The sequence below is a fragment of the Escherichia ruysiae genome, from assembly GCF_031323975.1.
Taxonomy (GTDB): Bacteria; Pseudomonadota; Gammaproteobacteria; order Enterobacterales; family Enterobacteriaceae; genus Escherichia; species Escherichia ruysiae.
The window spans coordinates 2,372,488-2,385,666 of sequence record NZ_JAVIWS010000001.1 but is presented as its reverse complement, the minus strand read 5'-3'; the positions used below and the strand labels follow the sequence as shown (position 1 = coordinate 2,385,666).

Here is a 13,179-nt window from a genome sequence, read left to right as displayed (position 1 = left end):
TTCTTATAAAACAAATATATAAATATTTTATATTGATGGGGTATTTGTATTTATACCATCAATAAAATCCGTCAATTAGCCTGTTTATCTATAAATAAGGGAATAGCAGATGATCGAACACTATATTCGTGGGTTTGAGGAAGAACTGCGCGAGATTCGCCATCAGATCCATGAAAACCCGGAGCTGGGGTTACAGGAGTTTCAAACCAGTGCGTTGGTAGCAGAAAAGCTGCGCCAGTGGGGCTATGAGGTAGAGCAAGGGCTGGCGACGACCGGCGTGGTTGCCACCTTAAAAGTGGGCGACGGAGAGAAAAGTATTGGTTTGCGGGCGGATATGGATGCGTTACCGATTTATGAAAATAGCGGCAAACCCTGGTCCAGCAAACAACCTGGTTTGATGCACGCCTGTGGGCATGACGGGCATACCACAATATTGCTGGGTGCCGCGCGCTATCTTGCCGAAACCCGCCGCTTTAACGGCACGTTGCGTCTCATCTTCCAGCCAGCTGAAGAGATGATCAACGGCGGTGAGATTATGGTTAAAGAAGGTCTTTTTGACCGTTTCCCCTGCGATGTGATTTTCGGTATGCACAATATGCCGGGTCTGCCGGTTGGCAAGTTTTACTTTCAGCCAGGGGCGCTGATGGCGTCAATGGATCAGTTCCACATTACGGTTCGTGGCTGTGGTGGACATGGTGCGATTCCCCACAAAGCCATCGACCCGGTGCTGGTCGCGGCACATATCACCACCGCATTACAAAGTATTGTGTCGCGCAATGTCGATCCGCTGGAAGCGGCGGTCATTACCGTCGGCAGCATTGTTGCGGGTGAGGCCGCTAACGTCATTCCAGATAGTGCCGAGATGAAAATCAGCGTCCGCTCGCTTAGCCGTGAAACCCGGCAACTTCTTCTGACCCGTATTCCTGCTCTGGCACAAGCCCAGGCCGTCAGCTTTGGCGCTACGGCTGATGTGACGCATGTTAACGGCACTCCGGTATTAGTGAATGATGAGGCGATGGCGAGATTTGCCTGCCAGGTGGCCTGCGAAACGTTTGGTGAAGACAGGGCGGAGTTTGGCATCAAGCCTCTGATGGGCAGTGAAGACTTCTCTTTCATGCTGGAGGCCCAGCCAAAAGGCGCTTTCCTGTTGTTCGGTAATGGTGATGTCGGGGAAGGTTCCTGCATGGTGCATAACCCCGGGTACGACTTCAACGATGCAAGTCTGGTGCCGGCAAGTAGCTACTGGGGCGCGCTGGTAGAAGCCTGGTTGCAATAAATAAAACAACACACAACAACACTTTCTGGCAAGGAATATGGAATGACGGCGATCGTAAATGAATCGGTGGGCGTAAAGAAAAAGCCCAGCGGTAAGCGGGTGATTTTTGCCTCGGCGTTTGGCAATGCGCTCGAATTTTTTGATTTTGGCGTTTACAACTTTTTTGTGGTCTATATCAGTACACTTTTCTTTCCTCCCAGTGCCGATCATAACGTCGCGCTGTTACTGGCATTTGCAACGTTTGGCGTGAGTTTTTTTATGCGCCCGCTCGGTGGGATTATCGTTGGCGCCTGGGCCGATCGTTTCGGACGCAAACCCGCGATGGTGTTCACCATTGCCCTGATGAGCCTTGGTACACTGATGATCGGCATCGCGCCGACCTATGCGACGGCGGGCTATTGGGGAACGGCAACGCTGGTGCTGGCGCGTCTGATCCAGGGCGTTGCGGCAGGTGGTGAAGTCGGCGCCTCAATGTCTTTGCTGGTTGAGTCTGCGCCGGCAAATCGTCGCGGCTTTTACAGCAGTTGGTCGCTGGCGACCCAGGGGCTGGCAACGACCTTTGGTGGCATCGTCGCTTTAGGGTTGAGTGCATGGCTGCCGTTTGCCACAGGTTCAGAGACCGTAATGGCGGAATGGGGCTGGCGAGTGCCGTTTTTTATTGGTGTGCTGTTAGCACCCATCGGTTGCTGGCTGCGCCTGAGTCTGGAAAATGATGCGCCTGAAGTGGCGAATAAGAAGAGTGCTGCTGCCAGCGAAAGTACGTTTTCCCTGCTTTTGCAACATAAAGCGACTCTCGCTAACGGTGTTTTACTCGCGATTGGCAGTACGGTAGCAACCTATATCTCCCTCTTTTACTACGGCACCTGGGCGGCGAAGTATCTGGCGATGCCTCAACATTATTCTCATGCAGCGATGTTACTGGCTGGCGTTATTACTTTTGTGGGGGCGCTGCTGGTGGGGATGCTGTGTGATTCGGTCGGGCGTAAAAAGCTGATTTTAATCTCCCGTGTGATGGTGCTTCTCTGTAGCTGGCCTTCGTTCTGGCTGTTGGTGAATTACCCAAGCCCTGGCATGTTGCTGACGGTGGTTTTCGTGATGGTCAGCTTTACTACGCTTGGCGGTGTGCCGGTAATGTTGTTGATTTCCGAACTATTGCCGAAACGGATCCGGGCATTGGGCTTCGCGCTGGTTTATAGCATTGGTGTGGCAATTTTTGGTGGTTTTGCACAATATTTCGCCACGCAATCTATCGTGTTACTGGAGAGTCTGACGGCTCCGGCGTGGTATCTGGGCGGCGGCACGTTGCTGTCGATGCTGGCGTTGTTGTTTGTGAAAGAACCAGCCAAAGAGCTGCAGTAAATGTGTTTTATTGCGTTACCGTTCATTCACAACACTGGAGCAATCCAGTATGTTCATTCTCTGGTATAGTGCCAGCAGTACTTTTGGCAAGGATTCAGACATTGTGATGGGCGTAAGAGCGCAACAAAAAGAAAAAACCCGCCGTTCGCTGGTGGAAGCCGCATTTAGCCAATTAAGTGCTGAACGCAGCTTCGCCAGCCTGAGTTTGCGTGAAGTGGCGCGAGAAGCGGGCATTGCTCCCACCTCTTTTTACCGGCATTTCCGCGACGTAGACGAACTTGGTCTGACCATGGTTGATGAGAGCGGTTTGATGCTGCGCCAACTCATGCGCCAGGCGCGTCAGCGTATTGCCAAAGGCGGGAGTGTGATCCGTACCTCGGTCTCCACATTTATGGAGTTCATCGGTAATAATCCGAACGCCTTCCGGTTATTATTGCGGGAACGCTCCGGCACTTCCGCTGCGTTTCGTGCCGCCGTTGCGCGTGAAATTCAGCACTTCATTGCGGAACTTGCGGACTATCTGGAACTCGAAAACCACATGCCTCGTGCGTTTACTGAAGCGCAAGCCGAAGCAATGGTGACGATTGTCTTCAGTGCGGGTGCCGAGGCGTTGGATGTTGGCGTTGAACAACGTCGGCAATTAGAAGAGCGACTGGTACTGCAACTGCGAATGATTTCGAAAGGGGCTTATTACTGGTATCGCCGTGAACAAGAGAAAACCGCAACTATTCCGGGAAATGTGAAGGACGAGTAATGAAACAAGCAAATCAAGATAGAGGTACGCTGCTGCTGGCGTTGGTTGCTGGCTTATCGATCAATGGTACTTTTGCGGCGCTGTTTAGTTCCATTGTGCCATTTTCTGTATTCCCGATTATTTCCCTGGTGCTGACGGTTTACTGCCTGCATCAACGTTATCTTAATCGCACCATGCCGGTAGGCTTGCCGGGGCTGGCTGCCGCCTGTTTTATTCTCGGCGTTCTGCTGTACAGCACGGTGGTTCGTGCGGAATATCCGGATATCGGTTCTAACTTCTTCCCGGCAGTGCTGTCCGTCATTATGGTGTTCTGGATTGGCGCGAAGATGCGTAACCGTAAGCAGGAAGTTGCTGAGTAATCAGTAACATGCCGGATGCTGGCGCATCCGGCATGGGTTTTACTTCGCCGTCAGTAACACGCCGCACTCCATATGGTGCGTGTAGGGGAACTGATCAAACAGAGCCAGACGTTCAACTTTGTGCGTCTGGTTTAATGTTTCCAGATTCTTGCATAACGTTTCCGGGTTGCAGGAGATGTACAAAATACGCGGATACGCCTGCACCATTTTCTCGGTTTCACTGTCCAGACCGCTGCGCGGCGGATCGACAAAAATGGTTTCGCACTGATAACTCTTTAAATCGATCCCTTGCAGGCGGTTAAACTCGCGCACACCATTCATCGCTTGGGTAAACTCTTCCGCCGCCATACGAATAATTTGTACGTTATCAATATGGTTAGCAGCAATATTGTATTGCGCGGCAGCGACCGATGGCTTAGCGATTTCGGTAGCTAATACTCGATCAAAATTGCGCGCCAGAGCTAATGAAAAATTACCGTTGCCGCAGTACAGCTCCAGTAAATCACCTTTTGAACCTTTGGTTACATCCAGCGCCCATTCCAGCATCTGAATATTCATCGCCGCGTTCGGCTGAGTGAAGCTGTTCTCCACCTGACGGTAGATCATCTCTTTCCCTGCAACCGGCAGACGTTCGTCGATGTAATCTTGATCCAACTCGATTTTGGTTTTCGTTGCCCGACCAATCAGATGCACATTCAGATTCTGCGCTCGCAGTGCATCGCGCAGGGCTTCTGCCTGCTGGCGCCACTCGTCATCCAGCTTTTTATGGTACAGCAGGGAAACCACCGCCTGATTGCTCAGCGTGGTGAGGTAATCAATCTGGAACAACTTGTGGCGCAGAACGGGATTATTGCGCACACCCGCAATCATCGCGCCCATCAACTGGTTGATAAGTTCACTGGCGGCGGGGAAGCTATCCACGCGGATGCGGCTTTTGGTTTGTTGATCGAAAATGATGTGATACAGGTCATCGCCATCGTGCCAGATGCGGAACTCTGCACGCATCCGGTAATGACTGACCGGCGAGCGAAACACTTCCGGAACCAGGTCAGAAAACGGCGCCATCATACTTTGCAAACGTACCACTTTTTCGGCTAACTGCGCTTCATACTGTTCTGTTGGAAGGTGTTCGGGGGTCATGATGTATCCTGAAAATGAAATGTACGCGGCGATTGTAGGGATTGCTCATCAGATGTCCAGATCTTGATAGATTCCTATTTGTGAGCTACGTCTGGACAGCAACTTGTTACAACCTGTAGCATCCACTCGCCGGTCCTGTGAGTTAATAGGGAATCCAGTGCGAATCTGGAGCTGACGCGCAGCGGTAAGGAAAGGTGCGATGATTGCGTAATGCGGACACTGCCATCCGGTGGGAAGTCATCATCTCTTTGTATCCTCAGATACCCCTCCAAGCCCGAAGACCTGCCGGCTAACGTCGCATCTGGTTCTCATCATCGCGTAATATTGGTGAAACCTGCGGCATCCTTCTTCTATTGTGGATGCTTTACAATGATTAAAAAAGCTTCGCTGCTGACGGCGTGTTCCGTCACAGCCTTTTCCGCTTGGGCACAGGATACCAGCCCGGATACTCTCGTCGTTACTGCTAACCGTTTTGAACAGCCGCGCAGCACTGTGCTTGCACCAACCACCGTTGTGACGCGTCAGGATATCGACCGCTGGCAGTCGACCTCGGTCAATGATGTGCTGCGCCGTCTCCCTGGTGTGGATATCACCCAAAACGGCGGTTCAGGTCAGCTCTCATCTATTTTTATTCGCGGTACAAATGCCAGTCATGTGTTGGTGTTAATTGATGGTGTGCGCCTGAATCTGGCGGGGGTGAGTGGTTCTGCTGACCTTAGTCAGTTCCCTATTGCGCTTGTCCAGCGTGTTGAATATATCCGTGGGCCGCGTTCCGCCGTATATGGTTCCGATGCAATAGGCGGGGTGGTGAATATCATCACGACGCGCGATGAACCCGGAACGGAAATTTCAGCAGGGTGGGGAAGCCATAGTTATCAGAACTATGATGTCTCTACGCAGCAACAACTGGGGGATAAGACACGAGTAACGTTGTTGGGCGATTATGCCCATACTCATGGTTATGATGTTGTCGCTTATGGCAATACCGGAACGCAAGCGCAGCCAGATAACGATGGTTTCTTAAGTAAAACGCTTTATGGCGCGCTGGAGCATAACTTTACTGATGCCTGGAGCGGCTTTGTGCGCGGCTATGGCTATGATAACCGTACCAATTATGACGCGTATTATTCTCCCGGCTCGCCGCTGCTCGATACTCGCAAACTCTATAGCCAAAGTTGGGATGCCGGGCTGCGCTATAACGGCGAACTGATTAAATCACAACTCATTACCAGCTATAGCCATAGCAAAGATTACAACTACGATCCCCATTATGGTCGTTATGATTCGTCCGCAACGCTTGATGAGATGAAGCAATACACCGTTCAGTGGGCAAACAATGTCATCGTTGGTCACGGTAGTATTGGTGCGGGTGTCGACTGGCAGAAACAGACTACGACGCCGGGTACAGGTTATGTTGAGGATGGATATGATCAACGTAATACCGGCATCTATCTGACCGGGCTGCAACAAGTCGGCGATTTTACCTTTGAAGGCGCAGCACGCAGCGACGATAACTCACAGTTTGGTCGTCATGGAACCTGGCAAACCAGCGTCGGTTGGGAATTCATCGAAGGTTATCGGTTTATCGCTTCTTATGGTACGTCGTACAAGGCACCTAATCTTGGGCAACTCTATGGCTTCTACGGTAATCCGGATCTGAACCCTGAGAAAAGCAAACAGTGGGAAGGGGCGTTTGAAGGCTTAACTGCTGGAGTGAACTGGCGTATTTCCGGATACCGTAACGATGTTAGTGACTTGATCGATTACGATGATCACACCCTCAAATACTACAACGAAGGGAAAGCGCGGATTAAGGGCGTCGAGGCGACCGCCAATTTTGATACCGGACCGCTGACGCATACGGTGAGTTATGATTATGTCGATGCGCGTAACGCGATTACCGACACGCCGTTGCTACGTCGCGCTAAACAGCAGGTGAAATATCAGCTCGACTGGCAACTGTATGACTTCGACTGGGGTATTACTTATCAGTATTTAGGCACTCGCTATGATAAGGATTACTCATCTTATCCTTATCAAACCGTTAAAATGGGCGGTGTGAGCTTGTGGGATCTTGCGGTTGCGTATCCGGTCACCTCTCATCTGACTGTTCGTGGTAAAATAGCCAACTTGTTCGACAAAGATTACGAGACAGTCTATGGCTACCAAACTGCAGGACGGGAATACACCTTGTCTGGCAGCTACACCTTCTGAACCACGTCCCACCGTGCTGGTGTTTGACTCCGGCGTCGGTGGGCTGTCGGTCTATGACGAGATCCGGCGTCTCTTACCGGATCTCCATTACATTTATGCTTTCGATAATGTCGCTTTCCCGTATGGCGAAAAAAGCGAAGCGTTTATTGTTGAGCGAGTGGTGGAAATTGTCACTGCGGTGCAAGAGCATTATCCCCTTGCGCTGGCTGTGGTGGCCTGCAACACCGCCAGCACCGTTTCGCTTCCTGCTTTGCGCGAAAAGTTCGCTTTCCCGGTTGTCGGCGTCGTGCCGGCGATTAAACCCGCAGCGCGTCTGACCGCTAATGGCATTGTTGGATTGCTGGCAACTCGCGGAACAGTTAAACGTTCTTATACCCATGAACTGATTGCGCGTTTCGCCAATGAATGTCAGATAGAAATGCTCGGATCGGCAGAGATGGTTGAGCTGGCTGAAGCGAAACTGCATGGCGACGAAGTTTCTCTGGATGCGCTAAAGCGTATCTTGCGTCCGTGGTTAAGAATGAAAGAGCCACCAGATACTGTTGTTCTGGGGTGTACTCATTTCCCTCTATTACGAGAAGAACTGTTACAGGTGCTACCAGAGGGAACACGGCTGGTAGATTCTGGCGCAGCAATTGCCCGCCGAACGGCCTGGTTGTTAGAACATGAAGCCCCGGATGCAAAATCTGCCGATGCGAATGTTGCCTTTTGTATGGCAATGACGCCGGAAGCAGAACAATTATTGCCCGTTTTACAGCGTTACGGTTTCAAAACGCTCGAAAAACTGGCAGTTTCAGGCTGATTTGGTTGAATGTTGCGCATTCGGAAAATTATTTTAAATTTCCTCTTGTCAGCTCAGAATAACTCCCTATAATGCGCCACCACTGACACGGAACAACGGCAAACACGCCGCCGGGTCAGCGGGGTTCTCCTGAGAATCTCAACAGAGAAAAGCAAAAAATGCTTGACTCTGTAGCGGGAAAGTGTATTATGCACACCCCGCGCCGCTGAGAAAAAGCGAAGCGGCACTGCTCTTTAACAATTTATCAGACAATCTGTGTGGGCACTCGAAGATACGGATTCTTAACGTCGCAAGACGATAAATGAATACCAAGTCTCAAGAGTGAACACGTAATTCATTACGAAGTTTAATTCTTTGAGCATCAAACTTTTAAATTGAAGAGTTTGATCATGGCTCAGATTGAACGCTGGCGGCAGGCCTAACACATGCAAGTCGAACGGTAACAGGAAGAAGCTTGCTTCTTTGCTGACGAGTGGCGGACGGGTGAGTAATGTCTGGGAAACTGCCCGATGGAGGGGGATAACTACTGGAAACGGTAGCTAATACCGCATAACGTCGCAAGACCAAAGAGGGGGACCTTCGGGCCTCTTGCCATCGGATGTGCCCAGATGGGATTAGCTAGTAGGTGGGGTAACGGCTCACCTAGGCGACGATCCCTAGCTGGTCTGAGAGGATGACCAGCCACACTGGAACTGAGACACGGTCCAGACTCCTACGGGAGGCAGCAGTGGGGAATATTGCACAATGGGCGCAAGCCTGATGCAGCCATGCCGCGTGTATGAAGAAGGCCTTCGGGTTGTAAAGTACTTTCAGCGGGGAGGAAGGGAGTAAAGTTAATACCTTTGCTCATTGACGTTACCCGCAGAAGAAGCACCGGCTAACTCCGTGCCAGCAGCCGCGGTAATACGGAGGGTGCAAGCGTTAATCGGAATTACTGGGCGTAAAGCGCACGCAGGCGGTCTGTTAAGTCAGATGTGAAATCCCCGGGCTCAACCTGGGAACTGCATCTGATACTGGCAGGCTTGAGTCTCGTAGAGGGGGGTAGAATTCCAGGTGTAGCGGTGAAATGCGTAGAGATCTGGAGGAATACCGGTGGCGAAGGCGGCCCCCTGGACGAAGACTGACGCTCAGGTGCGAAAGCGTGGGGAGCAAACAGGATTAGATACCCTGGTAGTCCACGCCGTAAACGATGTCGACTTGGAGGTTGTGCCCTTGAGGCGTGGCTTCCGGAGCTAACGCGTTAAGTCGACCGCCTGGGGAGTACGGCCGCAAGGTTAAAACTCAAATGAATTGACGGGGGCCCGCACAAGCGGTGGAGCATGTGGTTTAATTCGATGCAACGCGAAGAACCTTACCTGGTCTTGACATCCACAGAACTTTCCAGAGATGGATTGGTGCCTTCGGGAACTGTGAGACAGGTGCTGCATGGCTGTCGTCAGCTCGTGTTGTGAAATGTTGGGTTAAGTCCCGCAACGAGCGCAACCCTTATCCTTTGTTGCCAGCGGTCCGGCCGGGAACTCAAAGGAGACTGCCAGTGATAAACTGGAGGAAGGTGGGGATGACGTCAAGTCATCATGGCCCTTACGACCAGGGCTACACACGTGCTACAATGGCGCATACAAAGAGAAGCGACCTCGCGAGAGCAAGCGGACCTCATAAAGTGCGTCGTAGTCCGGATTGGAGTCTGCAACTCGACTCCATGAAGTCGGAATCGCTAGTAATCGTGGATCAGAATGCCACGGTGAATACGTTCCCGGGCCTTGTACACACCGCCCGTCACACCATGGGAGTGGGTTGCAAAAGAAGTAGGTAGCTTAACCTTCGGGAGGGCGCTTACCACTTTGTGATTCATGACTGGGGTGAAGTCGTAACAAGGTAACCGTAGGGGAACCTGCGGTTGGATCACCTCCTTACCTTAAAGAAGCGTTCTTTGAAGTGCTCACACAGATTGTCTGATAGAAAGTGAAAAGCAAGGCGTCTTGCGAAGCAGACTGATACGTCCCCTTCGTCTAGAGGCCCAGGACACCGCCCTTTCACGGCGGTAACAGGGGTTCGAATCCCCTAGGGGACGCCACTTGCTGGTTTGTGAGTGAAAGTCACCTGCCTTAATATCTCAAAACTCATCTTCGGGTGATGTTTGAGATATTTGCTCTTTAAAAATCTGGATCAAGCTGAAAATTGAAACACTGAATAGTCGAAAGATTATTCGTGAGTCTCTCAAATTTTCGCAACACGATGATGAATCGAAAGAAACATCTTCGGGTTGTGAGGTTAAGCGACTAAGCGTACACGGTGGATGCCCTGGCAGTCAGAGGCGATGAAGGACGTGCTAATCTGCGATAAGCGTCGGTAAGGTGATATGAACCGTTATAACCGGCGATTTCCGAATGGGGAAACCCAGTGTGATTCGTCACACTATCATTAACTGAATCCATAGGTTAATGAGGCGAACCGGGGGAACTGAAACATCTAAGTACCCCGAGGAAAAGAAATCAACCGAGATTCCCCCAGTAGCGGCGAGCGAACGGGGAGCAGCCCAGAGCCTGAATCAGTGTGTGTGTTAGTGGAAGCGTCTGGAAAGGCGCGCGATACAGGGTGACAGCCCCGTACACAAAAATGCACATACTGTGAGCTCGATGAGTAGGGCGGGACACGTGGTATCCTGTCTGAATATGGGGGGACCATCCTCCAAGGCTAAATACTCCTGACTGACCGATAGTGAACCAGTACCGTGAGGGAAAGGCGAAAAGAACCCCGGCGAGGGGAGTGAAAAAGAACCTGAAACCGTGTACGTACAAGCAGTGGGAGCCTTGATTTATCAGGGTGACTGCGTACCTTTTGTATAATGGGTCAGCGACTTATATTCTGTAGCAAGGTTAACCGAATAGGGGAGCCGAAGGGAAACCGAGTCTTAACTGGGCGTTAAGTTGCAGGGTATAGACCCGAAACCCGGTGATCTAGCCATGGGCAGGTTGAAGGTTGGGTAACACTAACTGGAGGACCGAACCGACTAATGTTGAAAAATTAGCGGATGACTTGTGGCTGGGGGTGAAAGGCCAATCAAACCGGGAGATAGCTGGTTCTCCCCGAAAGCTATTTAGGTAGCGCCTCGTGAATTCATCTCCGGGGGTAGAGCACTGTTTCGGCAAGGGGGTCATCCCGACTTACCAACCCGATGCAAACTGCGAATACCGGAGAATGTTATCACGGGAGACACACGGCGGGTGCTAACGTCCGTCGTGAAGAGGGAAACAACCCAGACCGCCAGCTAAGGTCCCAAAGTCATGGTTAAGTGGGAAACGATGTGGGAAGGCCCAGACAGCCAGGATGTTGGCTTAGAAGCAGCCATCATTTAAAGAAAGCGTAATAGCTCACTGGTCGAGTCGGCCTGCGCGGAAGATGTAACGGGGCTAAACCATGCACCGAAGCTGCGGCAGCGACACTATGTGTTGTTGGGTAGGGGAGCGTTCTGTAAGCCTGCGAAGGTGGCCTGTGAGGGTTGCTGGAGGTATCAGAAGTGCGAATGCTGACATAAGTAACGATAAAGCGGGTGAAAAGCCCGCTCGCCGGAAGACCAAGGGTTCCTGTCCAACGTTAATCGGGGCAGGGTGAGTCGACCCCTAAGGCGAGGCCGAAAGGCGTAGTCGATGGGAAACAGGTTAATATTCCTGTACTTGGTGTTACTGCGAAGGGGGGACGGAGAAGGCTATGTTGGCCGGGCGACGGTTGTCCCGGTTTAAGCGTGTAGGCTGGTTTTCCAGGCAAATCCGGAAAATCAAGGCTGAGGCGTGATGACGAGGCACTACGGTGCTGAAGCAACAAATGCCCTGCTTCCAGGAAAAGCCTCTAAGCATCAGGTAACATCAAATCGTACCCCAAACCGACACAGGTGGTCAGGTAGAGAATACCAAGGCGCTTGAGAGAACTCGGGTGAAGGAACTAGGCAAAATGGTGCCGTAACTTCGGGAGAAGGCACGCTGATATGTAGGTGAAGCGACTTGCTCGTGGAGCTGAAATCAGTCGAAGATACCAGCTGGCTGCAACTGTTTATTAAAAACACAGCACTGTGCAAACACGAAAGTGGACGTATACGGTGTGACGCCTGCCCGGTGCCGGAAGGTTAATTGATGGGGTCAGCCGCAAGGCGAAGCTCTTGATCGAAGCCCCGGTAAACGGCGGCCGTAACTATAACGGTCCTAAGGTAGCGAAATTCCTTGTCGGGTAAGTTCCGACCTGCACGAATGGCGTAATGATGGCCAGGCTGTCTCCACCCGAGACTCAGTGAAATTGAACTCGCTGTGAAGATGCAGTGTACCCGCGGCAAGACGGAAAGACCCCGTGAACCTTTACTATAGCTTGACACTGAACATTGAGCCTTGATGTGTAGGATAGGTGGGAGGCTTTGAAGCGTGGACGCCAGTCTGCGTGGAGCCGACCTTGAAATACCACCCTTTAATGTTTGATGTTCTAACGTAGACCCGTTATCCGGGTTGCGGACAGTGTCTGGTGGGTAGTTTGACTGGGGCGGTCTCCTCCTAAAGAGTAACGGAGGAGCACGAAGGTTGGCTAATCCTGGTCGGACATCAGGAGGTTAGTGCAATGGCATAAGCCAGCTTGACTGCGAGCGTGACGGCGCGAGCAGGTGCGAAAGCAGGTCATAGTGATCCGGTGGTTCTGAATGGAAGGGCCATCGCTCAACGGATAAAAGGTACTCCGGGGATAACAGGCTGATACCGCCCAAGAGTTCATATCGACGGCGGTGTTTGGCACCTCGATGTCGGCTCATCACATCCTGGGGCTGAAGTAGGTCCCAAGGGTATGGCTGTTCGCCATTTAAAGTGGTACGCGAGCTGGGTTTAGAACGTCGTGAGACAGTTCGGTCCCTATCTGCCGTGGGCGCTGGAGAACTGAGGGGGGCTGCTCCTAGTACGAGAGGACCGGAGTGGACGCATCACTGGTGTTCGGGTTGTCATGCCAATGGCACTGCCCGGTAGCTAAATGCGGAAGAGATAAGTGCTGAAAGCATCTAAGCACGAAACTTGCCCCGAGATGAGTTCTCCCTGACTCCTTGAGAGTCCTGAAGGAACGTTGAAGACGACGACGTTGATAGGCCGGGTGTGTAAGCGCAGCGATGCGTTGAGCTAACCGGTACTAATGAACCGTGAGGCTTAACCTTACAACGCCGAAGCTGTTTTGGCGGATTGAGAGAAAGATTTTCAGCCTGATACAGATTAAATCGACAGGTCAGAACAGGACGTGTTGATGAAACAGAATT

Annotated in this window: 7 protein-coding genes, 1 tRNA gene, 2 rRNA genes and 1 riboswitch; of the genes, 9 read left to right on the top strand and 1 reads right to left on the bottom strand. The window is 51.7% G+C overall.

What is annotated here, in order from left to right; translation table 11 throughout:
• The first annotated feature begins 109 nt into the window (after positions 1-109).
• The 4 genes from RGV86_RS11640 (at position 110) to RGV86_RS11625 (ending at position 3,748) form a co-directional block, all read left to right on the top strand.
• Positions 110-1,276, top strand: coding sequence for a M20 aminoacylase family protein (locus RGV86_RS11640; protein ID WP_000569581.1), 1,167 nt, complete (start codon positions 110-112; stop codon positions 1,274-1,276).
• A 42-nt stretch (positions 1,277-1,318) separates the two neighbouring features.
• A complete protein-coding gene (locus RGV86_RS11635) occupies positions 1,319-2,635 on the top strand; it encodes a citrate-proton symporter (RefSeq protein ID WP_000125449.1) in 1,317 nt (438 codons plus the stop codon).
• Positions 2,636-2,738: 103 nt separating this feature from the next.
• Complete coding sequence (fabR, locus tag RGV86_RS11630; RefSeq protein ID WP_123007655.1) at positions 2,739-3,389, top strand: HTH-type transcriptional repressor FabR; 651 nt, start codon at positions 2,739-2,741, stop codon at positions 3,387-3,389.
• Positions 3,389-3,748 (top strand): YijD family membrane protein, encoded by a 360-nt coding sequence (locus tag RGV86_RS11625; protein ID WP_000806411.1) that lies wholly within the window; start codon positions 3,389-3,391, stop codon positions 3,746-3,748. The genes fabR and RGV86_RS11625 overlap by 1 nt, the downstream gene beginning before the upstream one ends.
• 39 nt (positions 3,749-3,787) lie before the next feature.
• Here the strand turns inward: RGV86_RS11625 and trmA are convergent, their stop codons facing one another.
• Positions 3,788-4,888 (bottom strand): tRNA (uridine(54)-C5)-methyltransferase TrmA, encoded by a 1,101-nt coding sequence (gene trmA / locus RGV86_RS11620; RefSeq protein WP_085461431.1) that lies wholly within the window; start codon positions 4,886-4,888, stop codon positions 3,788-3,790.
• Between the two features lie 113 nt (positions 4,889-5,001).
• A riboswitch (cobalamin riboswitch) is annotated at positions 5,002-5,192 on the top strand.
• A gap of 65 nt (positions 5,193-5,257) precedes the next feature.
• Here trmA and btuB point away from each other — a divergent pair.
• The 5 genes from btuB (at position 5,258) to RGV86_RS11595 (ending at position 13,080) form a co-directional block, all read left to right on the top strand.
• The gene (gene btuB / locus RGV86_RS11615; protein ID WP_000591347.1) at positions 5,258-7,102 is read left to right on the top strand and encodes a TonB-dependent vitamin B12 receptor BtuB; all 1,845 of its coding nucleotides are present in this window, start codon (positions 5,258-5,260) and stop codon (positions 7,100-7,102) included.
• Positions 7,047-7,904, top strand: a complete 858-nt coding sequence (murI, locus tag RGV86_RS11610) for a glutamate racemase (protein WP_085461430.1) — start codon at positions 7,047-7,049, stop codon at positions 7,902-7,904. The genes btuB and murI overlap by 56 nt, the downstream gene beginning before the upstream one ends.
• Positions 7,905-8,275: 371 nt before the next feature.
• A 16S ribosomal RNA gene (locus tag RGV86_RS11605) occupies positions 8,276-9,817 on the top strand.
• 85 nt (positions 9,818-9,902) lie between these two features.
• Positions 9,903-9,978, top strand: a tRNA-Glu gene (locus RGV86_RS11600).
• Between the two features lie 195 nt (positions 9,979-10,173).
• Positions 10,174-13,080 (top strand): 23S ribosomal RNA (locus RGV86_RS11595).
• The 16S and 23S rRNA genes sit together here with 1 tRNA gene alongside, the layout of an rRNA operon.
• The last annotated feature ends 99 nt before the right edge of the window (positions 13,081-13,179 follow it).

What these genes read in the sequence shown, in the direction of transcription:
- RGV86_RS11640 (WP_000569581.1), top strand. Translation starts at nt 110, where the DNA reads ATGATCGAACACTATATTCGTGGGTTTGAGGAAGAACTGCGCGAGATT.
- RGV86_RS11635 (WP_000125449.1), top strand. Translation starts at nt 1,319, where the DNA reads ATGACGGCGATCGTAAATGAATCGGTGGGCGTAAAGAAAAAGCCCAGC.
- RGV86_RS11625 (WP_000806411.1), top strand. Translation starts at nt 3,389, where the DNA reads ATGAAACAAGCAAATCAAGATAGAGGTACGCTGCTGCTGGCGTTGGTT.
- trmA (WP_085461431.1), bottom strand. Translation starts at nt 4,888, where the DNA reads ATGACCCCCGAACACCTTCCAACAGAACAGTATGAAGCGCAGTTAGCC.
- btuB (WP_000591347.1), top strand. Translation starts at nt 5,258, where the DNA reads ATGATTAAAAAAGCTTCGCTGCTGACGGCGTGTTCCGTCACAGCCTTT.
- murI (WP_085461430.1), top strand. Translation starts at nt 7,047, where the DNA reads ATGGCTACCAAACTGCAGGACGGGAATACACCTTGTCTGGCAGCTACA.